Origin of the sequence: Achromobacter sp. PD1 (genome assembly GCF_048541815.1) — a bacterium.
Taxonomy (GTDB): Bacteria; Pseudomonadota; Gammaproteobacteria; order Burkholderiales; family Burkholderiaceae_B; genus Achromobacter; species Achromobacter bronchisepticus_A.
In genome coordinates, this window is record NZ_CP183349.1 from 1,644,285 (window position 1) to 1,670,291 (window position 26,007).

The window sequence follows — 26,007 nt, forward strand, 5'->3', positions numbered from 1 at the left end:
TCTGGTTTTATAAAGCAACCAAATTGGAGCAAGACATGTCAGCCCGACCAGAACCCGCCGATTCCGCACCCCCAGGCCCGACGCCCAGATCCCTGGTCATGCTGCTGGCGGTGGCCTGCGCCCTGAGCGTGGCGAATGTGTATTACGCCCAGCCCCTGCTGGACGCCATCGGCCGCGAGTTCGGCATCGCCGAAGGCGCGGTGGGTATCGTGGTCACGGCCACCCAACTGGGCTGCGCGCTGGCGCTGCTGTTCGTGGTGCCGCTGGGCGACCTGCTGGACCGCCGGCGCCTGATGCTGGGACAGTTGGCGCTGCTGGTGCTGTCCTTGGCGGCCGTGGCGCTGTCGGCCGGCACGCCCTGGCTATTGATGGGCATGGTGGCGCTGGGCTTGTTGGGAACGGCAATGACGCAGGGCCTGCTGGCCTTGTCCGCGGCGCTGGCCGCACCGGGCGAGCGAGGCCGCGTGGTTGGCGCCGCGCAAGGCGGGGTAGTCATCGGCCTGTTGCTGGCACGCACGCTGGCCGGAGCCGTGGCGGACCTTTGGGGCTGGCGCGCGGTCTACGTCGTGTCCGCGGCGCTGGCCGCCGTGCTGGCGGTGGTGCTGGCGCGGCGCCTGCCGCAACGCCGGCTGCCCTCGGTGGACATGGGTTACTGGGCCTTGCTGCGCTCGCTCTACGGCCTGTTGGCCACCGAACGCGTGCTGCGCGTGCGCGGCATGATCGCGCTGCTGATGTTCGCCGCCTTCAGCGCCTTCTGGACCGCGCTGGTACTGCCCCTGAGCGCGCCGCCGCATTCGCTGACGCATAGCGCGGTGGGCGCGTTCGGGTTGGTGGGCGTGGCGGGCGTGCTGATGGCGGCGCGCGCGGGACGACTGGCCGACAGCGGGCAGGGCGAGCGGACCACGGCCGTGGGCTTGGCGCTGCTATGCCTGGCGTGGGTGCCGATTGCCTTTCTGGATCAGAGTCTGTGGCTGCTGGCGTTGGGCGTGCTGGTCCTGGACATCGCCTTGCAGGCGCTGCACGTGACGAATCAAACCATGATCTTCAGCGTGAATCCGCAGGCGCATAGTCGATTGGTCGGCGGGTACATGATGTTCTATGCGGTGGGCAGCGGATTGGGGTCGATCGCTTCGACGGTGGTTTACGCGCAGGCGGGCTGGCTGGGGGTTTGCGTGTTGGGTGCCGGTATCAGTGTTGTGGCGTTGGTGTTCTGGGCGGTGACGGTGCCGCGTGGTGAGCGTTTGGCCGTTGGTTCTGAGGATGCTCGTCGTGGGGTTCTTTAGACGCCAGTCGCGTCGGGGGCTCGCGATGCGCGGGGCTGCGATTGCGGTCCGGAGCCTTCGCTCCGGACTTCCCCTTCGTCATCCTCGTTGCCGCCTGCGGCGGCTGCCTTCGGATTCCCTCGGGCTTATCGACGCCCCGCGCATCGCGAGCCCCCGACGCGACAGGCTCGGCTGGTTGAATCTTCACGGGCGCTGGGGCGGGCGGTGTGCTTGGCGTTCTGGTCACGGTCGGTGGGGTGGTGGCGTGTTTTGCGGGGCCCGCCCCAGGCCGGCCGCGCGGGCGGCCTCTTGGGGCTTACGTTGTGTCTTGCGTCGCGCGATGGCGCTGCGCGCGGGTGGTGGGGACGTTCTCTTGGTGACACGTATGGCAGGTGATAGCCGGGTAATTTGGTGGGGCGCTGCGTTCGAGGTGATTGCGCAGCGCAGCGGCGGCCAGCAATCGTCACTTCAACGCGGGTGCCGGATGGGTGGCGCGCGTCCAGGTCTGCGTGCGCAAGCGGCTACTCGCCGCGCGCCACCCATCACCGCCCATTCCCCCATGAGCTGGGGACCAATAGCAAATCAGTCATCGCATTCGCGTAAGCGAACACAATAGAAATTCAAGAAATCACGTATGTCATTCTCGGCCGCCCGCGCGGCCGAGAATGACGGGCAACACAAGCATCGTCCCTGACCACGGCTGCAGCAGCGCGCCAAGCCAAGATTCAAGTAGCTCGTCGGCGCGGGCGCCTGAGTGGCGGGCAACCTCGATGCGCCCGAGGGAATCCGTAGGGAAGGCCGCAGGCCTGGACGAGGATGACGACGGGGCAGTCCGGAGCGAACGCTCCGGACCGCAATCGTGGGCGCCCGCCACTCAGGCGCCCGCGTCGACGAGCGGCCTACGAAGCACTGGAACGCAACCCCGAAAGCCGCAAAACCTCAGACGCCCCTTGTATCAGGCCCGCCTGACGCCAATCGTCGGCAGTCAAGGCTGCACTTCATACTCTCCAGATCCCAGCACCACCGCCGCAAGCCCGGGCGCCTGGCTCAGCTTGTGCAGCGCGTAGCACTGCGCGGTGGCGATCTTGGCGTCGTGGAAAGCAGGGTCTTCCTGGCGCAGGTCCAGGCTGGCCAGCAGCGCTCGCGCCATCTGCCAGCCGGCAAACGTGGTGCCCGCCAGCAACAGATACGGCACCGCGGCCGCGAACACCGCGTTGGGGCGGCTGGCAGCGTTGGCCAGCACGAAGTCGATGGCGTCGGCCAGCGCCGCGCGGGCCTGGCGCAGCGGCGTCAGCATCAGGCGGGCGGCGGGTTCGCTGCGGGCCTCCAGCGCCGCTTCGGTCTTGCCGACTTCCGCCAGCAAGGCGCGGGCGACGGCGCCGCCGTCGCGTAGGGTCTTGCGGCCCACCAGGTCATTGGCCTGGATCGCCGTGGTGCCTTCGTAGATCGTGAGGATGCGCGCGTCGCGGTAGTACTGCGCCGCGCCGGTTTCCTCGATGAAACCCATGCCGCCGTGCACCTGCACGCCCAGGCTCGCCACGTCGATGGACATTTCGGTGCACCAGCCCTTGACGATGGGCACCAGGTATTCCTGTACCGCCAGATGGCGCTTGCGGGCCTCGGCGTCCGGGCTGGCGTGCGCCAGATCGGCGTGGCCCGCGGTGTAGTAGGCCAGCGCGCGGCCGGCTTCCGTCAGCGCGCGCATCGTGCCCAGCATGCGGCGCACGTCGGGGTGCTGGATGATGGGCACCGCATCCTTGGACGAGCCGTCCACCGGGCGGCTCTGCACGCGCTCGGCGGCATAGGCCAGCGCGTGCTGGTGGGCGCGGTCGGCGACGGCCACGCCCTGCACGCCCACCGCATAGCGCGCGGCGTTCATCATGATGAACATGGCGTCCAGGCCGCGGTTCTCCTGGCCCACCAGATAGCCCAGCGCGCCGCCCGCATCGCCGAACTGCAGCGTGCAGGTGGGGCTGGCCTTGATGCCCAGCTTGTGTTCGATCGACACGCAATGGACGTCGTTGCGCGCGCCCAGCGTGCCGTCTTCGTTGACCAGGAATTTGGGCACAAGGAACAGCGAAATGCCTTTGACGCCTTCGGGCGCGTCGGGCAGGCGCGCCAGCACCAGGTGCAGGATGTTCTCGGCCAGATCGTGCTCGCCGTAGGTGATGAAGATCTTGGTGCCGGAGATGCGGTAGGTGCCGTCGCCCACGGGCTGCGCGCGCGAGCGGACCATGGCCAGGTCCGAGCCTGCCTGCGGTTCGGTCAGGTTCATGGTGCCGGTCCAGCGTCCGGAAATCATGGGCTCGATGAAGCGCTGCTTCAGTTCAGGCGAACCGGCCGTCAGCAGCGCCTCGATCGCGCCATTGGTCAGCAGCGGACACAGCGCGAACGACAGGTTGGCGGCGTTCAGCATTTCCGAGCAGGGCGAACCGATCAGGCCGGGCAGGCCCTGGCCGCCGTATTCCACCGGATGCGTCATGCCCTGCCAGCCGGCCTCCGCGTACAGGTTGAACGCCTGCTTGAAACCCGGCGAGGTGGTGACCGCGCCGTCGCGCCAGGAGCTGGGCTCACGGTCGGCGGCATGGTTCAGCGGCGCCAGCACGTCGCCGGCGTAGCGCGCGGATTCCTCCAGCACGGCCTGGGTGGTGTCGGGCGTGGCCTCCTCGAAACCTGGCAGCGCGGCGACTTGCGGCAGGCCGGCAAGATGGTTCAACACGAACAGCATGTCTTTCACGGGGGCTTGGTACGTCATGGCGTCGGAGCTCCTGGATGGGATTTGGGGACGTGGAATTCAGCCGGTCTTCTTGCCGGAACCGGCCACGTCGATGGCCTGGGTCGCGCCGACGGCGGCGCGCAGTTCGAATTTCTGGATCTTGCCGGTGGAGGTCTTGGGCAGTTCGCCGAAGCGCACCGCGCGCGGCACCTTGAAGCCGGGCAGCAGCAGCTTGCAATGCGCAATGATCTCTTCGGCGGTGGCGCTGCAGCCGGGCTTGAGCTCGACGAAGGCGCAGGGCGTTTCGCCCCATTTGGGGTCGGGCATGGCCACCACGGCCACCGCCGCCACCGCGGGATGGCGATAGAGCGCGTCTTCCACTTCGATGCTGGAGATGTTCTCGCCGCCGGAAATGATGATGTCCTTGCTGCGGTCCTTGATGCGGACGTAGCCGTCGGCCGTCATCACGCCCAGGTCGCCGGTGCGGAACCAGCCGCCGGCAAAGGCCTGGTCGGTGGCGCGTTCGTTCTTCAGGTAGCCCTTCATGCAGATGTTGCCGCGGAACATGACCTCGCCCACGGTCTGCTCGTCGGCCGGCACCTCTTCCATGGTGTCGGGATCGCGCACGGACACGCCCGCCTGCAGGTGGTAGCGCACGCCCTGGCGCGCATTGCGCAGCGCGCGCTCTTCCTCGTCCAGCGCGTCCCAGGCTTCCTGGCGGGCGCATACGGCCGCGGGTCCATAGACCTCGGTCAGGCCGTACACATGGGTCAGCTCGAAACCGATGTCGCGCATCTTGGCGATGACGGCGGGCGCGGGCGCGGCGCCCGCCACCATGGTGCGTACCGTGTGGTCGATGCCGGCGCGCAGCTCGGCCGGCGCATTGGCCAGCGCGCTCTGCACGATGGGCGCGCCGCAATAATGGGTGACGCCTTCATTGCGGATCAGGTCGAACACGGTCTGCGGATCGAACTTGCGCAGGCACACGTTGACCCCGGCGCGCGCGGCCACCGTCCAGGCGAAGCACCAGCCGTTGCAATGGAACAGCGGCAGGGTCCACAGATAGACCGGGTGCTTGGGCATGTCCCATTCGAGGATGTTGCTGATGGCGTTCAGGTAGGCGCCGCGGTAGTGGTAGACCACGCCCTTGGGATCGCCGGTGGTGCCGGACGTGTAATTCAGCGCGATGGCGTCCCATTCGTCGGCGGGCGGCTTCCAGTCGTAGCGGGCGGGGGCGCCGGCCAGGAAGGCTTCGTAATCGACCGCGCCGGGCAGTTCCGCCGGGGCGCTTTCCAGGTCGTGCACCGAAATGAGCTTCAGGTGCGGGAATTCGGTCCGCGCGCGCTGGGCGAGTTCGGCGTACTCGGTGTCCACGATCAGCGCCTGCGCTTCGCCATGCCCCAGCATGAACAGCACGCTGGGCGTGTCCAGGCGGGTGTTCAGGGTATTGAGCACCGCGCCCAGCATGGGCACGCCGAAATGGGCTTCGACCATGGCGGGAATGTTGGGCAGCATCACGGCCACGGTGTCGCCGCGCTTGATGCCGGCTTGCGCCAGCGCGCCGGCCAGGCGCTGGGCGCGCTCGTAGGTCTGGGCCCAGTTGCGCCGCACCTCGCCGTGGACGATGGCCAGGCGCTGGCCATAGACTTGGGCCGCGCGGGCGATGAAATCCACCGGGGTCAGGGCTTCGTAGTTGGCGTCGCGGCGCTCAAGGCCGCGGTCGAACATACCGCTCATGCTTGTCTCCAGTTGGGACGCGCAGGCGTCCCTTATCCGTATGCCGGGAGTTTGATCCCCGTCGCTTGCCCTAGCTTACGGGGCCGCCGAAAATACTGTCTGTCACCTGCATGACAGACGGCCGGCCGACCTGGCTTCCCCAAGTTTTACACAGTTATTCCCATGTCCGACGTTTCAAACATCGTTTCCGCCGGGGAACTGGCCGGCCTGTTCGAGGCTTGCGCCTGGTTCGACGCGCTGGAGGCCCGCCACCAGGACCTGGTGCTGGCGACCGCGCGCGCCGAACACGTGGCCAACGGCGCCTGGATCGCGCGGCGCAATGCGCCCTCGGACTTTTGGCTGGGCGTGCATACGGGTCTTTTGAAGCTGGCCATCTACAACGAGTCGGGCCGCAGCTGCACCCTGTCGGGCGTGCCGCCGGGCGGCTGGTTCGGCGAAGGCAGCGTCATCAAGCGCGAACTGCGCAAGTACGACGTGGTGGCGATCCAGCCGTCGCTGGTGTTGCAGGTGCCTACGGCCACCTTCCATGCGCTGCTATCGGCCAGCCTGCCTTTTTCGCATTTCGTCATCGGCCAGTTGAACAACCGCATGGGCGAGTTCATCGCTTCCATCCAGAACCACCGTTTGCTGGATGCGGACGCGCGCGTGGCGCAGTCGCTGGCGCAGCTGTTCAATCCGCAGCTGTATCCGTCCACCGATCTGACGCTGGCGATCTCGCAGGAAGAACTAGGCTATCTGACGGGCCTGTCGCGCCAGCGCGTCAATCAGGCGCTGCAGGTGCTGGCGGACCAGGGCATGCTGGCGCTGGCCTACAACCAGATCAAGGTGCTGGATCTGGAGCGTCTGCGCCAATTCGGCCTGGACCAGATCTGAAGACGCCGGATCAGGCGCCGCGCAAGGCGCGGCTGAGCGCGGCGCGCGCCAGGATGCGGGTCGAATCCAGCGTGGGCAGGGCGGAATTGCCGTCGTTCAGCACCAGCGGCAACTCGGTGCAGCCCAGTACCACGGCGTCGCAGCCAGCTTCGCGCAGGCGCTCGATCACGGCTTGCAGCCGGGCCACGGATTCGGGCTTGAACACGCCATACACCAGCTCGTCCATGATGACGCGGGCCAGTGTGTCGCGGTCTGGTTCCGCCGGCCGCAGCCATTGCAGGCCGCGCGCTTCCAGCTTGTCCGGATAGACGCTGCTGTCCACCAGCCAGCGCGTGCCCAGGATGCCGATGCGGCGCAAACCGCGCGCCTGGGCCTCGGCCGCGACTTCCTCGGCGATGTGCAGCCAGGGCAGGGGCGACTGCGGCAGCACATGGCCCAGCGCCTGGTGGATGGTGTTGTCCGGGCAGATCAGGAAATCCGCGCCCGCGCGCGCCAGCTTGCCCGCCGAGGACTGCATCAACGCGCCCACGCCGGCCAGGTCGGCGCGGTCCAGGCAGGCGACGTAATCCGCCAGCGAATGCGTGTGCAGCGAAATCTCCGGATGCGCGTGCGGGCCCAGGCGCTGGGCGCCTTCCGCGCACAGCGTGCGGTAGCAAAGCGCGGCGCCTTCCGCCGAGCAGGCGACGATGCCGATATGCAGGGGCGTGGCGTTCATTCAGCAGACTCCTTGCTGGAGGCGCGCACGTGGCGCGCAATGTCCAGGAAGCTTGCCGCCATGGCGTCCTGCTGCGCCTGCGGCAGCCGCGACAGGAACAGTTCGTCGACGGCGGGGCCGTAGACCTTCCACATCTCGCGGCGCAGCGCGCGCCCCTTGGGCGTGAGGCGAGCGTAGGTGGCGCGGCGGTCCTCGTCCGAACGGAAGCGTTCGACCAAGCCGTCGGCCTCGATGCGGTCCATCAGGCGCGTCAGGTTGTAGCGCGCGATCACCATGCGCTCGGCGATCTCGAACATCCTGGCCGTGCCGTCAGGCGCGCGCTCCAGCGCCCATAAGGCGTCATACCAGGCCAGCGGCGGCAGGCCGGCGGCTGACAGGCGCTTTTCGATTTCTTCCACCACCAGCGCGTGCGCGGTCAGGAAGAGGCTCCACGCATCGGGCTTGCCCCTGGCCATGCGGTCGGTTCCTTTGAAAGAGGTGGGAATGCAGCGGGGATTGTAAGAGGCGGGCGCCTGGCGCGACGCCGGCATTTCGTGGTCCAAACAACCCTTTATCGGTGATTTATACCCTGGCCGGCAATGGTGAAAAAGACCGGGTGAATCGCAATGCCCTGATTTTCATGGGATTTTTCCTGGCACGAAATTCGCATATGGGTACGTACCCCAAAACCGCAACACTGGAGGGCGTTCCCATCATGGGTCCGTATCGGAAATTATGGTTCACCTTGATCGCCGTATTGGCGGTCACGTTCGCATTGCTGGGTTTCTACGGCGGCGAGGTCTATCGCCAGGCGCCGCCGATTCCCGGGCAGGTCGTGACGACCGACGGCAAACCGCTGTTCGGCCGCGACGACATCCTGGACGGCCAGACCGCCTGGCAATCGGTCGGCGGCATGCAGCTGGGATCGGTCTGGGGACACGGCGCCTACCAGGCGCCCGACTGGACGGCCGACTGGCTGCATCGCGAACTGACGGCCTGGCTGGACCTGGCCGCGCGCGAGCAGCACGGCCGGGACTATGCGCAGCTGGACGCGGGCGCCCAGGCCGCGCTGCGCGCGGAACTGAAGGCCGAGTACCGCGCCAACCGCAGCGACGCCGCCACCGACACGCTGGCGGTGAGCCCGCGGCGCGCGCGCGCCATGGCGCAGACGGCGGCCTACTACGACCAGCTGTTCTCCGACGCGCCCGCGTTGCATCGCAGCCGCGAGAATTTCGCGATGAAGGAAAACACGCTGCCCGACGCCGCACGCCGCACCCAGCTCACGCATTTCTTCTTCTGGACAGCGTGGGCCGCGGCCACCGAGCGCGAAGGCAAGGCGGTCACCTATACCAACAACTGGCCGCATGAGCCGCTGATCGACAACGTGCCCAGCGCCGAGAACGTCATGTGGTCCATCCTCAGCGTGGTGGTGCTGCTGGCCGGCATCGGCTTCCTGGTCTGGGCCTGGGCCTTCCTGCGCGGCAAGGAAGACGACGAGCCGCTGGCGCCGGCCAAGGATCCGCTGACCACCTTCGCCCTGACGCCGTCGCAGCGCGCCCTGGGCAAGTACCTGTTCCTGGTGGTGGCGCTGTTCGGCTTCCAGGTGCTGCTGGGCGCCTTCACCGCGCACTACACCGTCGAAGGGCAGAAGTTCTACGGCATCGACCTGTCGCAATGGTTCCCGTATTCGCTGGTGCGCACCTGGCATATCCAGAGCGCGCTGTTCTGGATCGCCACGGGTTTCCTGGCCGCCGGTCTGTTTCTTGCGCCGTTGATCAATGGTGGGCGCGATCCCAAATTCCAGAAGCTCGGGGTCGACATCCTGTTCTGGGCGCTGGTGCTGGTGGTGGTCGGATCGTTCACCGGCAACTATCTCGCGATCGCGCAGATCATGCCGCCGGACCTGAACTTCTGGCTGGGTCACCAGGGCTATGAATACGTGGACCTGGGCCGCCTGTGGCAGATCGGCAAGTTCGCGGGCATCTGCTTCTGGCTGGTGCTGATGTTGCGCGGCATCGTGCCCGCGCTGCGCACGCCGGGCGGCGACAAGAACCTGCTGGCCTTGCTGACCGCCTCGGTGGGCGCCATCGGCCTGTTCTACGGCGCGGGCTTTTTCTACGGCGAGCGCACGCACCTGACGGTGATGGAGTACTGGCGCTGGTGGATCGTGCACCTGTGGGTGGAGGGCTTCTTCGAAGTCTTCGCAACCACGGCGCTGGCCTTCATCTTTTCGACCCTGGGCCTGGTGTCGCGCCGCATGGCCACCACCGCCAGCCTGGCCTCGGCCTCGCTCTTCATGCTGGGCGGCATACCCGGCACCTTCCATCACCTGTATTTCGCCGGCACCACCACGCCCGTGATGGCCATCGGCGCCAGCTTCTCGGCGCTGGAAGTGGTGCCGCTCATCGTGCTGGGGCATGAGGCCTGGGAGAACTGGCGCCTGAAGACCCGCGCGCCCTGGATGGAAAACCTGAAGTGGCCGCTGATGTGCTTCGTGGCCGTGGCCTTCTGGAACATGCTGGGCGCGGGCGTCTTCGGCTTCATGATCAACCCGCCCGTTTCGCTGTACTACATCCAGGGCCTGAACACGACGCCGGTGCACGCGCACGCGGCCCTGTTCGGCGTGTATGGCTTCCTGGCGCTGGGCTTCACCCTGCTGGTGCTGCGCTACATCCGTCCGCAGTATGCGCTGAGCCCCGGCTTGATGAAGCTGGCGTTCTGGGGCATGAACCTGGGCCTGGCGCTGATGATCTTCACCAGCTTGCTGCCGGTGGGGCTGATCCAGTTCCACGCCAGCGTCAGCGAGGGCATGTGGTACGCCCGCAGCGAAGGCTTCATGCAGCAGGAGCTGCTGCAGAACCTGCGTTGGGGCCGCACCTTCGGCGACGTGGTGTTCCTGCTGGGCGCGCTGGCCATCGTGATGCAGGTGATCCTGGGCCTCTTGAGCGGCAAGCCCGCGCTGGCCGAGCCGCGCCTGCAGGCCAAGGCGGCGCGCGGCTAGCGTCCCGTCCCGCGCAGGCGTGGCGCACGCTTGCGCGGCAGGACGCCAGGCAAGCGCCGGGCTCTTTGCTTCAGCGCAAAGAGCCCGGCCGCCGCAGCCGGTCCAATGGAATCCAGCCCGCGCCCGACCGGCGCGGGCATTCCGGAGCACCGCCGCATGCGCATCCTGCCGACCGTCATTGTTCTATTGCTGTTGACCGCTTGCGGGCCCCAGGACGGGGCCCGCTTGGCTTTGCCGGAAATCACGCGCCTGCCGCCGGGCGAGGTGAGCTACGTGCCGCCGGGCGAGGCGCTGCGCAACGGCTATCCCGCCACGCCCGCGCCCCGCAGCGCGCGCTACCCGGATGGCCTGGCCATCATGACGCGGCAGGTCAGCCAGGCCGACTACGCGGCCTGCGTGCGCGCCGGCGGCTGCAAGCCGCTGGACCCCGCACAGCGCCAGGCGGCTGCGCCCGACCTGCCGGCGGTGGGCATCAGCTGGACCGACGCGTCCGCCTATGCCGCCTGGCTGTCCGAGCGCACCGGCAGGCGCCTGCGCCTGCCCAGCTATGCGGAATGGGTCTACGCGGCGGGCGAAGCCTATCGCGAGGAAGCCTTGCCGGCCTTGCCTGGCGGCAGCGACCCCGCGCAGCGCTGGCTGGCGGAATACGAGCAGCAGAGCCGCCGCGGCGCGCAGGGCGACGCCACGGTGCGGACCTTTGGGGCCTACGGCCGCAATCGTGCCGGCCTGATGGACATGGCGGGCAGCGTGTGGGACTGGACTGACGATTGCCATGCGCGGCGCGTGCTGGACGGGCTGCGCGATGGCGCAAGCTTCACCGCTGCGCAGGAGCAGGAAAGCCGCAACTGCGGCATACGCGTTGCGGCGGGCAGGCACATCGCCTATCTGCCCGACTTCATCCGCGATCCCAAGGGCGGGGCGTGTTCGGTAGGCGTGCCGCCGGCGAACCTGGGTCTGCGGCTGGTGCTGGAACCCGGCTAGGCCATGTTGCCTGCGCGCCATGCGCCGGCCAGCTCGGCGCTCGAGTCGCAGGCCTCGTCCGCGGCCGGCGATCCCTGGCGGCAGGACAGGCAGGCCGAACAGTCCACGGCGGGCGCGGCGTGCTCGCCCAGGCGGGCCAGCGCGGCGGGCGAGCGCAGCACCACGCGCTTGCGTCCGGCCGAGACGATGCCGCGCTGCTTCCAGTCGCTGAGCAGCCGGCTGACCGTGTGCAGGGTGGTGCCGGTCATTTCGGCGATGTCCTGGCGGGTGATGGGAAAGCCGATGCCGATGCCGTCCTGCATGGGCTGGCCGGATTGCTGCACCAGCCTCAGGATGGCGCGCGCCACGCGCTGTTCGACTTCGTCGGTGGACAGTTCCTGGATGCGGACGTGGGCGTCCTGCAGGCGCTGCCCCATGGTCTGCAGCGCGGCCGCGCCCAGCTGGGGATGGCAGGCGATGAAGCGTTCCCAGGCCGCGGCCGGCCACGCCAGGCAGACGCTTTCCTGCACCGCCTGCACGGTGGCGGGATAGCGGGGCTGCCGCATGGCGCAGGCCAGCCCGAACATGTCGCCGGGATGGACGTAGCGCACCACGACTTGTTCGCCCTCCGGCGTCAGCTGCGCCACCTTTAGACAGCCATGCAGCAGCACGAAAAAGTGCGCGGCCGCGGCGCCCTGGCGATAGGCCAATGCGCCGGCCTCCAGGCGGCAGGGCAGCGCGCCGCGCAGCGCGGCGTCCAGCTGCGCATCGGACAAGGGCCTGAACAGATCCAGGTTGCGGAGCAGGGCATGGCACAGGGGCGATGAGGCCGCAGGCCGCCCGGAAGCGTGTGGAGGGTCCATGCCCCGATGGTGACATCGCATCCGCGCAGCGGCAATGCGCGCCGGGCCGCGGGTTGGTTCGAAGTTTGCGCTACAGCAAAGAACACGAGCGATGCCCGGCCTTCAATGGAATCGCCGACAGACTCGGCGTTGCAGAAACCCGAACAGGAGTTGCACATGAACGCTTTGCGCCCCACCTTGCTTGCCATGGCATTGATCGCAGCGATGGCGGGCGGCCCAGCCGCCGCCCAGAACGCCGATCAGCTGGAACGCGCCAAGGTTGCGCTGGTCGCCCCGCCCATGGTCCACCCGCATGAGCAGGTGGCCCGTTCGGGCCCCAAGGTGATCGAATTCACGATGACCATCGAAGAAAAGAAGATGGTCATCGATGACAAGGGCACGACCTTGCAGGCAATGACGTTCGACGGATCCATGCCCGGTCCTACCCTGGTGGTGCACGAAGGCGATTATGTCGAGCTGACCCTGGTCAATCCGGCCACCAACGCCATGCCGCACAACGTGGATTTCCATGCCGCCACCGGCGCGCTGGGCGGGGCCAAGCTCACCAACGTGAACCCGGGCGAGCAGGCCACGCTGCGCTTCAAGGCGGACCGCAGCGGCACCTTCGTCTACCACTGTGCGCCCGAAGGCATGGTGCCCTGGCACGTGGTGGCGGGCATGAGCGGCACGCTGATGGTGCTGCCGCGCGACGGCCTGAAGGATCCGCAGGGCAAGCCGCTGCGCTACGACCGCGCCTACACGATAGGCGAGTTCGACCTGTACATCCCCAAGGACGCGAACGGCAAGTACAAGGACTACGCGACCTTGGCGGAAAGCTATGGCGACACGGTCGAAGTCATGCGCACGCTGACGCCATCGCATATCGTCTTCAATGGCAAGGTCGGGGCCTTGACGGGGGCGAACGCGCTTACGGCCAAGGTCGGCGAGACGGTGCTGCTGATCCATTCGCAGGCCAATCGCGACACGCGCCCGCATCTGATCGGCGGCCATGGCGACTGGGTCTGGGAAACCGGCAAGTTCGCCAATCCGCCGCAGAAGGACCTGGAGACCTGGTTCATCCGCGGCGGCTCGGCGGGCGCGGCGCTCTACACCTTCAAGCAGCCCGGCGTGTACGCCTACCTGAACCACAACCTGATCGAGGCCTTCGAACTGGGCGCGGCCGGGCATATCAAGGTCGAGGGCAAATGGAATGACGACCTGATGAAGCAGATCAAGGCGCCGGGTCCGATCCCGCGCTGAGCGCTGCGGCAGGGCGCGCTCAGCGCGCCTTGCCCGTATCGGTCCGCCACGCCGTCACGTATTTTCCTTCCGGAGCCATTCCATGTCCTCGCTTTATCGAATCGCGTTCGCCGCCGCGCTGGCCAGCCTGCCCGTCCCGCAAGCGGGCGCCGAGTCGCTGGCCGCCATCAACCCTGCCGGAGAAAAACTCTACAAGTCCGCCTGTGTCGTGTGCCACGCCAGCGGGGTCGCCAACGCGCCCAGGCTGGGTGACAAACAGGCCTGGTCGCCATTCATCGCGCAGGGCGCGGACGCGCTGTTGGCGACCGTGCTCAAAGGCAAGGGCGCGATGCCGCCGCGCGGCGGCTCATCGGCGGACGAGCCCACGCTCAGGGCCGCGGTGGAATTCATGATGGCCGCGTCCCGCTAGCCGCCGCGCGCGGCGGGCGGGCGGATTAATAGTTGCACTTGCAATTATTAAGAATCCTCCATACGATTGCAATTGCACATGATGCAATTGCAATTCACGATGCGAAATGACGGCGGCCGTACACCGGGATGCCGCCTTCGCGCCCACCAGGAGGACGCCATGGACACCCCGATAGAACCGACCGACGCCGATCCGCAGGAAACCCAGGAATGGCTGGAGGCCATGCAGGCCGTGCTGGCCCACGAGGGCCGGCCACGCACCCACTATTTGCTGGACCAATTGATCGGCCAGGACCGCGCCGGCCACGGCGGCTACGCCGCGCCGAACGCCACGCCCTACGTGAACACGATCCGGCCGGCAGACCAGGGGCTGTTCCCGGGCGACATGGGCATCGAGCTGCGGCTGGACGCCTATCTGCGCTGGAACGCCATGGCCATGGTGCTGCGCGCGGGCAAGACCTCGGGCGTGGGCGGACACATCGCGACCTACGCCTCGGCCACGACCTTGTACGAAACCGGCTTTCGCCATTTCTTCCGCGCGGCCACGCCGGATTTTCTGGGTGACATGCTGTACATCCAGGGCCACTCCGCGCCCGGCATCTATGCGCGCGCCTATCTGGAAGGCCGCATTTCCGAGGAAGAACTCGACCGCTTCCGGCGCGAGACGGCCGGCGGCGGACTGGCGTCCTATCCGCATCCGCGCACCATGCCCGGGTTCTGGCAGTTCCCGACCGTGTCGATGGGCCTGGGGCCGCTGATGGCCGCCTACCAGGCGCGCTACATGCGCTACCTGGAAGATCGCGAGCTGATCCCCGCGCAGGGCCGCAAGGTATGGGGCTTTCTGGGCGACGGCGAACAGGACCAGCCGGAGACGCTGGCGGCGGTGGCGATGGCCGGGCGCGAAAAACTGGACAACCTGATCTTCGTGGTGAACTGCAACCTACAGCGCCTGGACGGCCCGGTGCGCGGCAACGCCAAGATCATCCAGGAACTGGAAAGCGTGTACCGCGGCGCCGGCTGGAACGTCATCAAGGTGATCTGGGGAGCCGGCTGGGATGCGCTCTTGGCCCAGGACCACGACGGCCGCCTGCGCCAGCGCATGATGCAGTGCGTGGACGGCGAGTACCAGGTGTTCAAGGCGCGCGGCGGCGCCTACGTGCGCGAACATTTCTTCGGCGCGGACCCGGTGCTGCTGGAGCGCGTGGCGCACCTGAGCGATGAAGAGATCGGCGCGCTGAACCGTGGCGGCCACGATCCGGCCAAGATCTATGCCGCCTACGCCACGGCGCTGGCCCATCGCGGCCAGCCCACCGTCATCCTGGCCAAGACCGTCAAGGGCTATGGCATGGGCGCGGCGGGCGAGGCGGCCAACACCAACCACCAGCAGAAGAAGATGGCGGACCCGGCGGTGCGCGCCTTTCGCGACCGCTTCTCCATCCCGGTCCCCGACGATCTGCTGGAGCAGATTCCCTACATCAAGCCCGCGCCCGGCAGCGCCGAACGTACCTATTTCGACGCCGCGATCGCGCGCGCGGGCGGCCATCTGCCGCGGCGGCCGGCCGGGCCCGGCCCGTTGGCCACGCCGCCGCTGGAGGCTTTCGCCGCGCACCTGAAGGGCAGCGACGGCCGCGAGTTCTCGACCACCATGGCCTTCGTGCGGGTGCTGGCGCAATTGCTCAAGGACCCGGCCATCGGCCAGCGCGTGGTGCCCATCGTGCCCGACGAGTCGCGCACCTTCGGCATGGACGGCATGTTCCGGCAGGTGGGCATTTATTCGCACGTGGGGCAGCTGTACACGCCGCAGGACGCCGACCAGCTGAGCGTCTACCGCGAAGACCGGCGCGGCCAGATCCTGCAGGAAGGCATCAACGAATCGGGCGCGATGGCCTCGTGGATCGCGGCCGCCACCGCACACAGCACGCACGGCGTGGCGACGATTCCGTTCTACATTTTCTATTCCATGTTCGGCTTCCAGCGCGTGGGCGACCTGGCCTGGGCGGCGGGCGACATCCGCGCGCGCGGCTTCCTGCTGGGCGCGACCTCCGGACGCACCACGCTGGAAGGCGAGGGCCTGCAGCATGACGACGGCCACAGCCACGTGCTGGCTTCGGTCATCCCCTCATGCGTGGCCTACGACCCGGCCTACGCCTACGAGATCGCGGTGATCGTGCAGGACGGCATGCGCCGCATGTACCAGGACGAAGAAGACGTCTTCTACTACTTGACGCTGATCAACGAGAAGACCGCGCATCCGCCCATGCCGCAAGGCGCCGAGGAAGGCATCCTGCGCGGCATGTACCGCCTGCGCGACGGCGGCGATGGCGCGTTGCGGGTGCAGTTGCTGGGCAGCGGCGCCATCCTGGGCGAAACGCTGGCGGCGGCCGATCTGTTGCGTCAGGACTTCGGCGTGGCGGCCGACGTCTGGAGCGTGACCAGCTATTCGGAACTGGGCCGCGACGGCCAGGAGGCAGAACGCTGGAGCCGCCTGCATCCGCTGGAGGACAGGCGCCGCGGCTATGCGGAAACGGTCCTGGCGGACAGCGAGGGGCCGGTGGTGGCGGCCACCGACTACATGAAGACGGTGGCCGAACAGATACGCCCGTTCATGCAGGACCGCCGTTACGTCACGCTGGGCACCGACGGCTTTGGCCGGTCCGACACGCGGACGGCCTTGCGCGCCTACTTCGAGGTGGACCGGCATCACATCGCGTTGGCGGCCCTGAAGGCGCTGGCGGACGACGGGTTGATGCCGCGCGACTGCGCGGCGGACGCCATCGCCCGCTACGGCATCGATCCGGAGGCCGTGTCCGCGGCGCGGCCCTAGGGGCAGGCTAGACGCGCCGCGCCAGCAAGGCCCAGATCCCGGCGGCGGACAGCAGGGCGCCGCCGCCCAGGTTGAAGCCGCGCTGGGCGCGGGGCGAGGCCAGCAGGCGCCGGGCCGACCCGGCGAAGATGGCGTAGGCCGTGGCATTGATGCCGGCGCAGGCGACGAAGGTGGCCGACAGGATCCAGAGCTGGCGCGTCACGTCGCCCGCCGGATCGATGAACTGCGGCAGGAAGGCCACGAAGAAGATGATGCCCTTGGGGTTAAGCGCCGTCACCAGATAGGTGTTGGCGAACAGTTTCCAGCGCGAGCCCGCGGCGCTGGCGGCGGGCAGCGTCGCCGGCGAGACGCCGGCGCGCAGCAGCTTGAAGCCCAGGTACAGCAAGTACAGGCCGCCCACGATCTTGACCGCCGTGAACCAGAACGCCGACGCCGCCAGCAGGGCGCCCAGGCCCAGCAGCGACAGCAGCAGGGCGGTGGAGTCGCCCAGCGCCACCGCCAGCACCAGCGGCAGGCGGGCGCGCCGGCCTTGCGCGATGGAGTAGCTGATGACGGTGAGTATCGTGGGGCCGGGCAGCATCACGAGCAGGGCGGACGCGCCCAGGAAGGCCAGCCAGGTTTCAAGCGACATGGGATCTGCTCCAGGGGTGGGGCTGTGCGCGGCGGCCAGCCTGCGGGCCACTGTATAGCAATCGCGGCCGCCTGCAAACCGGGCGCGGCCGGGCGTCAGCGCCGGGTGGTGTTAAATACAGCTTTCCCGGACAGTGAACGCGGCGCCGCAAGGCGACGCGAAGGAAACACCATGGCATTCGATTTTGATCTGTTTGTGATCGGCGCAGGCTCCGGCGGCGTGCGCGCGGCGCGTTTCGCCGCGGGCTTCGGCGCGCGCGTGGCGGTGGCGGAAAGCCGCTACCTGGGCGGCACCTGCGTGAACGTGGGCTGCGTGCCCAAGAAACTGCTGGTCTATGGCGCGCATTACAGCGAGGACTTCGAGCAGGCCCGCGGTTTCGGCTGGAGCGCCGGCGAGCCCAGTTTCGACTGGCCCACGCTGATCGCGAACAAGAATCGGGAAATCGAGCGTCTTAACGGCATTTACCGCAATTTGCTGGTCAATAGCGGCGTGACCCTGCTGGAAGGCCACGCCCGCATCCTGGATCCGCACACGGTCGAGATCAACGGCAAATCCTATAGCGCCGCTCATATCCTGGTGGCGACCGGCGGCTGGCCCCAGGTGCCGGACATTCCGGGCAAGGAATACGCCACCACCTCGAACGAAGCCTTCTTCCTGAAGGAACTGCCGCGCCGCGTGCTGGTGGTGGGCGGCGGCTACATCGCCGTGGAATTCGCCTCCATTTTCAACGGCATGGGCGCGCAGACCACGCAGGTCTACCGCGGCCCGTTGTTCCTGCGCGGCTTCGACCAGGGCGTGCGCGAGCATCTGCGCGACGAGCTGGTGAAAAAGGGCATCGACCTGCGCTTCAACTCGGAAGTGACGCGCATCGACAAGCAGGCCGGCGGCACGCTGGCCGCCACCCTGAAGGACGGTTCCGTGGTCGAGGCCGATTGCGTGTTCTACGCCACCGGCCGCCGGCCCATGCTGGACAACCTGGGCCTGGAGAACACGGCGGTCAAGCTGGGCAAGGGCGGCTTCATCGAGGTGGACGACGAATACCGCACGGCCGAGCCTTCCATCCTGGCCATCGGTGACGTGATCGGCCGGGTGCCGCTGACGCCCGTGGCGCTGGCCGAAGGCATGGCGGTGGCGCGGCGCCTGTTCCGTCCCGAGGAATACCGCAAGGTCGACTACCAGCTGATCCCGACCGCCGTGTTCAGCCTGCCCAACATCGGCACGGTGGGCATGACGACGGAAGAGGCGCGCGCCGCCGGGCACGAGGTCAAGCTGTTCGAAAGCCGCTTCCGGCCCATGAAGCTGACGCTGACCGAGTCGCAGGAAAAGACGCTGATGAAGCTGATCGTGGACGCCAAGACCGACCGCGTGCTGGGCGTGCACATGGTCGGTCCGGACGCCGGCGAGATCGTGCAGGGCATCGCCATCGCGCTGAAGGCCGGCGCGACCAAGCAGGTGTTCGACGAGACCATCGGCATCCATCCCACGGCGGCCGAAGAGTTCGTGACCCTGCGCACCCCGGTCACCCAATAGGGCGCGCTACAGGCGTTCGATCATGGCGCGCGCCGCCAGCGGCGCGAGTTCCTTAGCGCCATTGATGAAGAACGCGAAGACGTTTCCCGGCCGCGCCGTCTTTTCCGGGGCGCCGGCGAGCGGCAGGTCGGCCGGGTGGCTGCCGCGGGCCCAGCCGCGCAGGCGGTCCGCCCAGGCGTCCAGCGCCTTGGGCGCGTAGCCCGCCTTGTAGGCGGTACTGGCGCGCATCAGCCGCGCATAGACGAAATCGGCGGTACGGTCGGCGATGGATGGGTAGTCCTCGCTATCCGTGTAGACGGTGGCTGCGCCGTGGCGCCGCGCCAGTTCCAGGTATTCCTCGCAGGCGAAGCTGGCATGGCGCACGTCCAGCACGTGGCGCAGCGGCAAGCCGTCCACCTTGTCTGGCAGCAGCGCGAGGAAGGCGGCGAAGTCGTCCGCATCGAACGCCTTGGTCGGCGCGAACTGCCAGACGATGGGCCCAAGCTTCGGACCCAGTTCGGCGATGCCGCTGTGCACGAAGCGGTGGATCGAGTCCTTGGCGCCCGCCAGTTCGCGGCGGTTGGTCGCGTAGCGCGAGGCCTTCAGCGAAAACACGAAGCCTTCGGGCGTCTCATCGCGCCATTTGGCGAAGGTGCCGGCTTCTGGCTGCTGTAGTAGGTGCCGTTGATCTCGATGGCGGTGAGCTGGCTGCTGGCGTATTCCAGTTCGCGCGCGTGCGGCAGGTTTTCGGGGTAGAAGACGCCGCGCCAGGGGGCGTAGGTCCAGCCGCCGATACCGATGCGGATGGCGCCGTCTTTCGGATGAGGATGCGCTTGCGGCATGTCCGGCCCTCCAGGCGTGGGAACCGGACAACTGTATCGCCGGCGCCACTGGTCCGCAAACCGCTGCCGGAAGTTCGCTGTTCCGATACAGTTTTGCGCTAAGGTGTGGATTCACGTTTCCACTTTCCGCACGGCCTCGCGCCGGCCCATCATGCCCGACCTTACCCATCTGATGACGTTCGCCCTGGTTGCCCTGGGCATGGTGCTCACGCCCGGGCCCAACATGATCTACCTGGTCTCCCGTTCCATCTCGCAGGGCGCGCAGGCGGGTCTGATTTCGCTGGGGGGCGTGGCGGTCGGCTTTGTCTTCTACGTGCTCTGCGCGGCCTTCGGCATCACGGCGCTGCTGATGGCGGTGCCTTACGCCTATGACGCGCTGCGCATCGGCGGCGCGCTGTACCTGCTGTACATGGCCTGGCAGGCCCTGCGCCCGGGCGGGCGTTCGCCGTTCCAGGTGCGCGAACTGCCCAAGAGCAGCCCGCGCACGCTGTTCACGATGGGGCTGGTGACCAACCTGCTCAACCCCAAGATCGCGATCATGTATGTGTCGTTGCTGCCGCAGTTCATCCAGCCCGAGCGCGGCAGCGTGTTCACGCAGTCGCTGGCGCTGGGCATGACGCAGGTGGCCATCAGCCTGACGGTCAATGCGCTGATCGCCATCATGGCCGGTTCCATCGCCGGGTTCCTGGCGGGCCGTCCCTTGTGGATGGTGGTGCAGCGCTGGCTGATGGGCACGGTGCTGGCCGGGCTGGCGGTGCGCATGCTGATGGACAATCGCCGCTGATGCAGGCCGAAGACGGTTTCTTCGCTTCCCTGGGCGGCATGCTGGGCGAGGCGCTGCGCAGCGTCGTCGCGGGCTTGAAGTGGCTGCTGGGCGGCCTGGGCCATGCCTTCGGCGATTTCTACTCGGGGCTGGCCGGCGCAATGGGCATGAGCCCTTCGATCTTCAATTTCATCCTGCTGGTGCTGGGGCTGATGTGCCTGTGGGCCGCGGTCAAGGCGCTGCTGCGCCGTTCCATCATCGGCTTCCTGTTCTGGCTGGTCGTGGCGCTACTGCTGCTGGGCGGACTGGGCGCCTAGCGCCTCTCCCAGCGCTTCCCGCAAGAGGGCGATGCGGGGGTTGGCCGGTCCCTTCCGGGTTATCAAGGCCACCACGCTGGAAGGCGGTTCCGGAAACACGCGTATCTGCCTGACCGCGCCTGCAAGCGCGACATCGTGGCGAATGAGGGCCATGTCCGGCACGATGCCGATGCCCAGGCCGCTGGCGACGAACTGCACGCCGGTGGTGGGGCTGGTTGATTCCACCACGGGCAGCGGCGCGGGCAGACCGGCATGGATGAAGCAGTCTTCTATCAGCTTGCGGCCCATGGATCCTTCGGCCGGCATGATCCAGCGTTCCCGCGCCAGGCGAGTCCAGTCCACGCGCCGTGCGCGGACCAGCGGATGGCTGGCCGCCGCGATCACCGCGAACTGCACTTCAAACAATTTGACGTACTGAAACGCGGCCGCCCCGGATTCCAGCATCTGCAGCGGGAAAGTGGAAATCAGCGCGTCGATTTCGCCCAGCTCCAGCGCGTGGAGCAGGGCGGGCACGCGCTCCTCCAGCAATTGCACGCGCATCGGCCTGGCATGGTTCACCAGCTTCTCGACCACGCCGCGCAGGTAGGTCTGCGCGAGGAAGGGAGGCGCGCCGATGCGGATCTTCGCTGCATAGCGATCGGCGGTCTGGGCGTCGGCGCGCAGATGTCCCAGCTCTTCAAGCAACAGCGCGGCGCCGCGCAGCACCACCTCTCCTTGCGCGGTCGGTTTCAGGCCGCGCGCGGTGCGCAGGAACAAGGCAAAGCCGAACGCGCTTTCGACTTCCGTCAGCGCCTTGCTGAGCGCGGGTTGCGTCAGATTGAGCGCCTGGCTCGCGGCCCGCAGGCTGCCCGTTCCCTGCACTACCTGCAGCATGCGCAGATGGCGGAAGCGCAGCTTGGATACCAGATGGTCGGGTTCGATGGCGCCGGTCATGGGTAGGTATAGAACTGAAAGTTATCGCTATATCAAAATATATCAATTTTTCGATTAACTGCGATCGCCTATCCTGCCCGCATAACAAGGAGACAACATGCAACGCCGTACTTTTTGCCTGGGCGCCCTAGGCGCGGGCATGATGTTCCGTGCCATGGCGAACGCCGCAGAGAGCTATCCGTCGCGGGCCGTGCGCGTCGTCGTTCCCTATGCCGCAGGCGGCGGGCCCGACATCATGGTGCGCCAATTCGGCCCGGTGCTCAGCGCCAGCATGGGTCAGCCGATCGTGGTGGAGAACAAGGTGGGCGCGGGCGGCGTGCTGGCCGCCCAATACGTGGCCCAGGCCGCGCCCGACGGCTACACCGTGCTGCTGGGATCCAACTCGCACCTGATCCAGAAAGCCCTGCAGCCCAGCCTGATGTTCGATCCCGAGCAGGACTTTCTGCCGGTGACGGTAATCGGCGCCTCGCCCAGCGTGCTGGTCGTGTCTGCCAAGTCGCCCTACCGCACGGCGCAAGATCTGATCGCCGCCCTGAAGGCGCAACCGGGCAAGATGAACTACGCCTCGGGCGGCATCGGCTCGGCCGCGCATCTGGGCGGCGCGACCTTCGTCACGCTGCTGGGCGCCGAAGCCACGCACGTTCCCTTCAAGGGGTCGGTGGAGATCCCGACCTCTCTGCTGCGCGGCGACACGGATTTCGCCTTCGCTATTGCCGGGACCGCCGTTCCGCAGGTGCAGGGCGGCCGGCTGCGCGCGCTGGCCGTGACCAGCCGCGAACCCATGGCGGAGCTTGCCGGCGTGCCCACGCTGCGGGAGATCCTGGGCAGCGATCTGGCGGTCCAGGAATTCTGGTTCGCCTTCTGGCTGCCGCGCAAATCGAGCGCCGAGGTGGTCGACAAGCTCTATGGCGCGACCACGGCTTCGCTCAAGGATCCGGGCGTGAAGAGCAATTTCGAGGCGGCCGGCGTCAGCGTGATGCATAGCGACAGCCCGCAAGCCGCCGCGTCGTTCGTGCGCGCCGAAGCCCGCAAATGGGCCGAAATCATCAAACTGACCGGCATCACCGCCGGCTGATCCGCAGGAAACTTATGGCCAAGCCTCTCGAAGGCGTACGCGTGCTCGACCTGTCGCACGTGATCGCCGGTCCTCTCGCTTCCTTCTATCTGGCGCAGCTGGGCGCCGAAGTCATCAAGGTCGAACCGCCGCTGGCGGGCGAAGTCCTGCGTTCGATGAAGAACGGCGTCGACACCGACACGCCCACCGGCTTCGCGGCCATCAACGCCGGCAAGCAATCGCTGGCGCTGGACATCCGGACCCGGCAGGGGGCGGACTTGCTGCGCTCGCTGGCCGCCTCGGCCGATGTGTTCATCGAAAACTTCAGGCCCGGCGTGGTGGCGCGTTACGGGCTGGATTACGCCTCGATCAAGGCGGTCAAGCCCGACATCGTGTACTGCTCCATCTCGGGCTTCGGCCAGCAAGGGGCCTGGTCGCAGCGCGGCGCTTACGACCATGTGGTCCAGGCGATGACCGGCATGATGATGATGTCGGGCGAGGGTGACGACGCGCCGCCGCTGAAAGTGGGTTTCCCGGTGATCGACGTGGCGGTGGGCATGCTGGGCGCGCTGTCCATCGTGTCGGCGCTGCACCGCAGGTTGCGCGAAGGCGCTGGCCAGTACATCGACGCGTCCATGGTCCAGGCCTCGCTGGCGCTGATGTACACCAATACCTGCGCCTACCTGAGCGACGGCACGCCGACGCGCAGGGTCGGCAATCGGGGCTACACCGGCAGTCCCGCCGCCGACACCTACCGCTGCGCCGACGGCTGGCTGGCGGTGGCCGCGAACACGCCGGAACAATTCCGCAAGCTCACCGCCGCCATTGGGGTGGAAGCACTATGCGGCGACGCCAGGGCGCTGGATCTGGAAGCCTTCAACCTGCCCAACGGATTCGTGGTGCCGAACGACCGCGAGTACGTGGTGCAACAGTTGAGAGCCGCGTTTTCGACCCGCAGCGCCGCGCAGCTCGAGGACCTGCTCAGCCAGGCCGGCGTGCCCGCGGCCAAGGTGAGAAAGCTCGAGGAGTTCCTCGACGAGGCGGACGTCACCGGCTGCGTGAGCCTGCCTGATCATCGTTTTCACCAGGGTGGACGCGAACTGCGCACGCATGGGCTAGGCTTTGCCTTCGAGCAGGACGGCGGTCCGACCAAGGCAGGTGCTCCCGCGCTGGGCGAGGGTACGCGCGAGGTGCTCAGGCGAGTGGGCCTGGACGACGCCGCGATTGCCGAGCTCGAGCGCGCCGGCGTCCTGCGGACCCAGGCCGACACCGCGCTTCCCCTGATCCCCTGAACAACCATTCATCCGGAGACTCTATGACTCAACTTTTGCAAGGCCGCGTCGCCATCGTGACCGGAGCCGGGCGTGGATTGGGCCGCTCGCATGCGCTGGAGCTTGCGCAGCACGGCGCCCAGGTGCTGGTCAACGACATGGGCGCGGACCAGCCGGACGCGCCGGCCCAGGCCGTGGTGGACGCGATCCGCGCGGCAGGCGGGGATGCCATGGCGCATGGCGCCGACGTGACCCAGCCGCAGCAGGTCGAGGCGATGGTGCAGGCGGCCATCGCAAGATGGGGGCGCGTCGACATCCTGGTCAACAATGCAGGCATCCTGCGCGACAAGACGTTCGCCAAGATGAGCCTGGAGGACTTCCGGCTCGTGATGGAGGTCCATCTGATGGGCGCGGTGCACTGCACCCAGGCGGTGTGGAACGCCATGCGTGAACAGAACTACGGCCGCATCGTCATGACCACGTCGTCCTCCGGGCTTTACGGCAACTTCGGCCAGGCCAATTACGGCGCGGCGAAGATGGCGCTGGTCGGCTTGATGCAGACCCTGGCCCTTGAAGGGGAACGCTACGGCGTGCGCGTGAATTGCCTGGCGCCGACGGCTGCCACGGCCATGACCGAAGGCCTGCTCGACGAGCAGGCGCTGGCCTTGTTGACGCCGGGCTCGGTCAGTCCCGCCCTGGTTGCCCTGGTGACGGAAAACGCGCCGACCCGGACCATCTTGATGGCGGGCGCGGGCAGTTTCGAGCAGGCCCACATCACCATGACCCGCGGTATCCACCTGAACGGCGCGGACTTGTCCGCCCAGGCACTGATCGACCGCCTGGACGAGGTTTCCGACCGCGCGCAAGAAACCGTGCCCGCCACTGGTTTCGACCAGTTGCGCCACGAGATCGCCAAGGCCCAGGCATGCGAAACCGAGAAGTTGTAGTCCTGTCGGGCGTGCGCACGGCCATCGGCAGTTTCGGCAAGAGCTTGAAGGACGTCCCGCCCACGGCGCTGGCCGCCGAGGCGCTGAAGGCCGCCGTGGCGCGCGCAGGCCTTGCGCCTGCGCAGGTCGAGCACGTCTGCTTCGGCCAGGTCATCACCACCGAAGCGCGTGACCTGTACCTGTCCCGGGTGGCGGCGATCGAGGCCGGTTGCGCCGACGGCACGCCGGCATTCAACGTCAACCGCTTGTGCGGTTCGGGATTGCAGGCGGTCGTTTCCGCGGCGCAATTCATCCTGCTTGGTGACTGCAAGGTCGCGGTGGCGGGCGGCGCCGAGAGCATGTCGCGCGCGCCGTACGCCACATCGGCGCTGCGCTTTGGCGCGCGCATGGGCGATGCGCCGATGACCGATATGCTGCTGGGCGCCTTGCATGATCCGTTCCACCGCATCCACATGGGCGTCACGGCGGAAAACGTCGCCAGGCGCTACGGCATTACGCGGGACGCGCAGGATGCGCTGGCGCTGGAGAGCCACCGCCGCGCCGCGCGCGCCGCGGCCGAAGGCCGCTTCGACGCGCAGCTTGTGGCCGTCACGACACCCGGCCGCAAGCCCGTCGTGTTCGCGCGGGACGAGCACGTCCGCGCCGATATCGCGCCGTCGGAGCTTGCCGCCCTCAGACCCGTATTTTCTTCCGACGATGGCACGGTCACGGCGGGCAACTCGTCCGGCATCAATGACGGCGCGGCCGCGCTGGTGCTGATGGAACGTTCTGAGGCGCTGGCCCTTGGCGCGCGTCCCATGGCCCGCCTGCTTGCCTATGCCCATGCCGGCGTGGACCCGCGCTACATGGGCATGGGCCCGGTTCCCGCCGTGCGCTGCGCCCTGGCCAAAGCGGGCTTGTCCGCCGCCGATATGGATGTGATCGAGTCCAACGAGGCCTTCGCGGCGCAGGCCTGCGCGGTGGCGCGCGAACTGGATCTGGATCCGGCCAAGGTCAATCCGAACGGGTCGGGCATCGCGTTGGGGCATCCGGTGGGCGCCACGGGCGCGATTATCGCGGTCAAGGCCTTGCACGAACTCGAGCGCATTGGCGGACGGTATGCGCTGGTCACCATGTGCATAGGCGGCGGGCAGGGCATCGCCGCAATTTTCGAACGCATCTGA

Annotated in this window: 21 protein-coding genes and 1 pseudogene; 14 read left to right on the forward strand and 8 right to left on the reverse strand. The window is 67.7% G+C overall.

Features of this window, described 5'->3' with window-relative positions; genetic code table 11:
* Window positions 1-35 precede the first annotated feature (35 nt).
* Window positions 36-1,283, forward strand: a complete 1,248-nt coding sequence (locus ACM1PE_RS07735) for an MFS transporter (RefSeq protein ID WP_419342892.1) — start codon at window positions 36-38, stop codon at window positions 1,281-1,283.
* Between the two features lie 964 nt (window positions 1,284-2,247).
* Here the strand turns inward: ACM1PE_RS07735 and ACM1PE_RS07740 are convergent.
* Together ACM1PE_RS07740 and ACM1PE_RS07745 are read right to left on the reverse strand one after the other, a co-directional pair.
* Window positions 2,248-4,017 (reverse strand): acyl-CoA dehydrogenase, encoded by a 1,770-nt coding sequence (locus tag ACM1PE_RS07740; protein WP_059380270.1) that lies wholly within the window; start codon window positions 4,015-4,017, stop codon window positions 2,248-2,250.
* Between the two features lie 39 nt (window positions 4,018-4,056).
* Entirely contained in the window at window positions 4,057-5,715 is a 1,659-nt protein-coding gene (locus tag ACM1PE_RS07745) for an acyl-CoA synthetase (protein ID WP_059380269.1), read from the reverse strand.
* Window positions 5,716-5,877: 162 nt separating this feature from the next.
* On the opposite strand from ACM1PE_RS07745, the gene ACM1PE_RS07750 reads away from it, so the two are divergent.
* Window positions 5,878-6,588 (forward strand): Crp/Fnr family transcriptional regulator, encoded by a 711-nt coding sequence (locus ACM1PE_RS07750; RefSeq protein WP_419342895.1) that lies wholly within the window; start codon window positions 5,878-5,880, stop codon window positions 6,586-6,588.
* Between the two features lie 10 nt (window positions 6,589-6,598).
* On the opposite strand, the gene ACM1PE_RS07755 is transcribed toward ACM1PE_RS07750, so the two are convergent.
* Together ACM1PE_RS07755 and ACM1PE_RS07760 are read right to left on the reverse strand one after the other, a co-directional pair.
* Window positions 6,599-7,303, reverse strand: a complete 705-nt coding sequence (locus ACM1PE_RS07755) for an aspartate/glutamate racemase family protein (protein WP_419342897.1) — start codon at window positions 7,301-7,303, stop codon at window positions 6,599-6,601.
* A complete protein-coding gene (locus ACM1PE_RS07760) occupies window positions 7,300-7,758 on the reverse strand; it encodes a MarR family winged helix-turn-helix transcriptional regulator (RefSeq protein ID WP_059380276.1) in 459 nt (152 codons plus the stop codon). The genes ACM1PE_RS07755 and ACM1PE_RS07760 overlap by 4 nt, the downstream gene beginning before the upstream one ends.
* A 239-nt stretch (window positions 7,759-7,997) precedes the next feature.
* Between ACM1PE_RS07760 and ACM1PE_RS07765 the strand changes: the two genes are divergently transcribed.
* On the forward strand, window positions 7,998-10,283 hold the full coding sequence (locus tag ACM1PE_RS07765; protein ID WP_059380275.1) for a nitric-oxide reductase large subunit: 2,286 nt from the start codon (window positions 7,998-8,000) through the stop codon (window positions 10,281-10,283).
* 105 nt (window positions 10,284-10,388) lie between these two features.
* A complete protein-coding gene (locus ACM1PE_RS07770; protein ID WP_419342899.1) occupies window positions 10,389-11,264 on the forward strand; it encodes a formylglycine-generating enzyme family protein in 876 nt (291 codons plus the stop codon).
* Here ACM1PE_RS07770 and ACM1PE_RS07775 read toward each other — a convergent pair.
* Window positions 11,261-12,106 (reverse strand): Crp/Fnr family transcriptional regulator, encoded by an 846-nt coding sequence (locus tag ACM1PE_RS07775; protein WP_419342901.1) that lies wholly within the window; start codon window positions 12,104-12,106, stop codon window positions 11,261-11,263. The two genes, ACM1PE_RS07770 and ACM1PE_RS07775, sit on opposite strands and share 4 nt — an antisense overlap.
* 156 nt (window positions 12,107-12,262) lie before the next feature.
* On the opposite strand from ACM1PE_RS07775, the gene nirK reads away from it, so the two are divergent.
* The 3 genes from nirK to aceE all read left to right on the forward strand — a co-directional run bounded on the left by nirK (window position 12,263) and on the right by aceE (window position 16,577).
* Window positions 12,263-13,345 (forward strand): copper-containing nitrite reductase, encoded by a 1,083-nt coding sequence (gene nirK, locus ACM1PE_RS07780; RefSeq protein ID WP_059380265.1) that lies wholly within the window; start codon window positions 12,263-12,265, stop codon window positions 13,343-13,345.
* Between the two features lie 82 nt (window positions 13,346-13,427).
* Window positions 13,428-13,754 carry a c-type cytochrome gene (locus ACM1PE_RS07785; RefSeq protein ID WP_059380264.1) on the forward strand — a complete coding sequence of 109 codons (327 nt, stop codon included), beginning with the start codon at window positions 13,428-13,430 and terminating at the stop codon, window positions 13,752-13,754.
* 159 nt (window positions 13,755-13,913) lie between these two features.
* Window positions 13,914-16,577 (forward strand): pyruvate dehydrogenase (acetyl-transferring), homodimeric type, encoded by a 2,664-nt coding sequence (aceE, locus tag ACM1PE_RS07790; RefSeq protein ID WP_419342904.1) that lies wholly within the window; start codon window positions 13,914-13,916, stop codon window positions 16,575-16,577.
* A gap of 7 nt (window positions 16,578-16,584) precedes the next feature.
* Here the strand turns inward: aceE and ACM1PE_RS07795 are convergent, their stop codons facing one another.
* The gene (locus ACM1PE_RS07795) at window positions 16,585-17,208 is read right to left on the reverse strand and encodes a LysE family translocator (RefSeq protein ID WP_059380262.1); all 624 of its coding nucleotides are present in this window, start codon (window positions 17,206-17,208) and stop codon (window positions 16,585-16,587) included.
* Window positions 17,209-17,379: 171 nt separating this feature from the next.
* On the opposite strand from ACM1PE_RS07795, the gene gorA reads away from it, so the two are divergent.
* Entirely contained in the window at window positions 17,380-18,738 is a 1,359-nt protein-coding gene (gene gorA, locus ACM1PE_RS07800) for a glutathione-disulfide reductase (protein ID WP_419342905.1), read from the forward strand.
* Window positions 18,739-18,744: 6 nt separating this feature from the next.
* On the opposite strand, the pseudogene ACM1PE_RS07805 reads toward gorA, so the two are convergent.
* A pseudogene (locus tag ACM1PE_RS07805) lies at window positions 18,745-19,559 on the reverse strand (DUF72 domain-containing protein).
* Between the two features lie 151 nt (window positions 19,560-19,710).
* Between ACM1PE_RS07805 and ACM1PE_RS07810 the strand changes: the two are divergent.
* Both ACM1PE_RS07810 and ACM1PE_RS07815 read left to right on the forward strand, forming a co-directional pair.
* Complete coding sequence (locus ACM1PE_RS07810) at window positions 19,711-20,343, forward strand: LysE family translocator (protein WP_059380273.1); 633 nt, start codon at window positions 19,711-19,713, stop codon at window positions 20,341-20,343.
* On the forward strand, window positions 20,343-20,639 hold the full coding sequence (locus tag ACM1PE_RS07815) for a hypothetical protein (protein WP_059380259.1): 297 nt from the start codon (window positions 20,343-20,345) through the stop codon (window positions 20,637-20,639). Before ACM1PE_RS07810 ends, ACM1PE_RS07815 begins: the two co-directional genes overlap by 1 nt.
* Here the strand turns inward: ACM1PE_RS07815 and ACM1PE_RS07820 are convergent.
* Window positions 20,610-21,572 carry a LysR family transcriptional regulator gene (locus ACM1PE_RS07820; RefSeq protein ID WP_419342907.1) on the reverse strand — a complete coding sequence of 321 codons (963 nt, stop codon included), beginning with the start codon at window positions 21,570-21,572 and terminating at the stop codon, window positions 20,610-20,612. The genes ACM1PE_RS07815 and ACM1PE_RS07820 overlap by 30 nt on opposite strands.
* 97 nt (window positions 21,573-21,669) lie before the next feature.
* Here ACM1PE_RS07820 and ACM1PE_RS07825 point away from each other — a divergent pair, with 97 nt between their 5' ends.
* The 4 genes from ACM1PE_RS07825 to bktB are packed head-to-tail and all read left to right on the forward strand — an operon-like array spanning window position 21,670 to window position 26,007.
* Window positions 21,670-22,647, forward strand: coding sequence for a Bug family tripartite tricarboxylate transporter substrate binding protein (locus tag ACM1PE_RS07825; RefSeq protein WP_118933758.1), 978 nt, complete (start codon window positions 21,670-21,672; stop codon window positions 22,645-22,647).
* A gap of 14 nt (window positions 22,648-22,661) precedes the next feature.
* Window positions 22,662-23,918 carry a CaiB/BaiF CoA transferase family protein gene (locus ACM1PE_RS07830; RefSeq protein ID WP_251880755.1) on the forward strand — a complete coding sequence of 419 codons (1,257 nt, stop codon included), beginning with the start codon at window positions 22,662-22,664 and terminating at the stop codon, window positions 23,916-23,918.
* 23 nt (window positions 23,919-23,941) lie between these two features.
* On the forward strand, window positions 23,942-24,844 hold the full coding sequence (locus ACM1PE_RS07835; RefSeq protein ID WP_280015679.1) for an SDR family NAD(P)-dependent oxidoreductase: 903 nt from the start codon (window positions 23,942-23,944) through the stop codon (window positions 24,842-24,844).
* Window positions 24,823-26,007, forward strand: coding sequence for a beta-ketothiolase BktB (bktB, locus tag ACM1PE_RS07840; RefSeq protein WP_419342908.1), 1,185 nt, complete (start codon window positions 24,823-24,825; stop codon window positions 26,005-26,007). The genes ACM1PE_RS07835 and bktB overlap by 22 nt, the downstream gene beginning before the upstream one ends.

What these genes read in the sequence shown, in the direction of transcription:
- ACM1PE_RS07735 (WP_419342892.1), top strand. Translation starts at nt 36, where the DNA reads ATGTCAGCCCGACCAGAACCCGCCGATTCCGCACCCCCAGGCCCGACG.
- ACM1PE_RS07740 (WP_059380270.1), bottom strand. Translation starts at nt 4,017, where the DNA reads ATGACGTACCAAGCCCCCGTGAAAGACATGCTGTTCGTGTTGAACCAT.
- ACM1PE_RS07745 (WP_059380269.1), bottom strand. Translation starts at nt 5,715, where the DNA reads ATGAGCGGTATGTTCGACCGCGGCCTTGAGCGCCGCGACGCCAACTAC.
- ACM1PE_RS07750 (WP_419342895.1), top strand. Translation starts at nt 5,878, where the DNA reads ATGTCCGACGTTTCAAACATCGTTTCCGCCGGGGAACTGGCCGGCCTG.
- ACM1PE_RS07755 (WP_419342897.1), bottom strand. Translation starts at nt 7,303, where the DNA reads ATGAACGCCACGCCCCTGCATATCGGCATCGTCGCCTGCTCGGCGGAA.
- ACM1PE_RS07760 (WP_059380276.1), bottom strand. Translation starts at nt 7,758, where the DNA reads ATGGCCAGGGGCAAGCCCGATGCGTGGAGCCTCTTCCTGACCGCGCAC.
- ACM1PE_RS07765 (WP_059380275.1), top strand. Translation starts at nt 7,998, where the DNA reads ATGGGTCCGTATCGGAAATTATGGTTCACCTTGATCGCCGTATTGGCG.
- ACM1PE_RS07770 (WP_419342899.1), top strand. Translation starts at nt 10,389, where the DNA reads ATGGAATCCAGCCCGCGCCCGACCGGCGCGGGCATTCCGGAGCACCGC.
- ACM1PE_RS07775 (WP_419342901.1), bottom strand. Translation starts at nt 12,106, where the DNA reads ATGGACCCTCCACACGCTTCCGGGCGGCCTGCGGCCTCATCGCCCCTG.
- nirK (WP_059380265.1), top strand. Translation starts at nt 12,263, where the DNA reads ATGAACGCTTTGCGCCCCACCTTGCTTGCCATGGCATTGATCGCAGCG.
- ACM1PE_RS07785 (WP_059380264.1), top strand. Translation starts at nt 13,428, where the DNA reads ATGTCCTCGCTTTATCGAATCGCGTTCGCCGCCGCGCTGGCCAGCCTG.
- aceE (WP_419342904.1), top strand. Translation starts at nt 13,914, where the DNA reads ATGGACACCCCGATAGAACCGACCGACGCCGATCCGCAGGAAACCCAG.
- ACM1PE_RS07795 (WP_059380262.1), bottom strand. Translation starts at nt 17,208, where the DNA reads ATGTCGCTTGAAACCTGGCTGGCCTTCCTGGGCGCGTCCGCCCTGCTC.
- gorA (WP_419342905.1), top strand. Translation starts at nt 17,380, where the DNA reads ATGGCATTCGATTTTGATCTGTTTGTGATCGGCGCAGGCTCCGGCGGC.
- ACM1PE_RS07810 (WP_059380273.1), top strand. Translation starts at nt 19,711, where the DNA reads ATGCCCGACCTTACCCATCTGATGACGTTCGCCCTGGTTGCCCTGGGC.
- ACM1PE_RS07815 (WP_059380259.1), top strand. Translation starts at nt 20,343, where the DNA reads ATGCAGGCCGAAGACGGTTTCTTCGCTTCCCTGGGCGGCATGCTGGGC.
- ACM1PE_RS07820 (WP_419342907.1), bottom strand. Translation starts at nt 21,572, where the DNA reads ATGACCGGCGCCATCGAACCCGACCATCTGGTATCCAAGCTGCGCTTC.
- ACM1PE_RS07825 (WP_118933758.1), top strand. Translation starts at nt 21,670, where the DNA reads ATGCAACGCCGTACTTTTTGCCTGGGCGCCCTAGGCGCGGGCATGATG.
- ACM1PE_RS07830 (WP_251880755.1), top strand. Translation starts at nt 22,662, where the DNA reads ATGGCCAAGCCTCTCGAAGGCGTACGCGTGCTCGACCTGTCGCACGTG.
- ACM1PE_RS07835 (WP_280015679.1), top strand. Translation starts at nt 23,942, where the DNA reads ATGACTCAACTTTTGCAAGGCCGCGTCGCCATCGTGACCGGAGCCGGG.
- bktB (WP_419342908.1), top strand. Translation starts at nt 24,823, where the DNA reads ATGCGAAACCGAGAAGTTGTAGTCCTGTCGGGCGTGCGCACGGCCATC.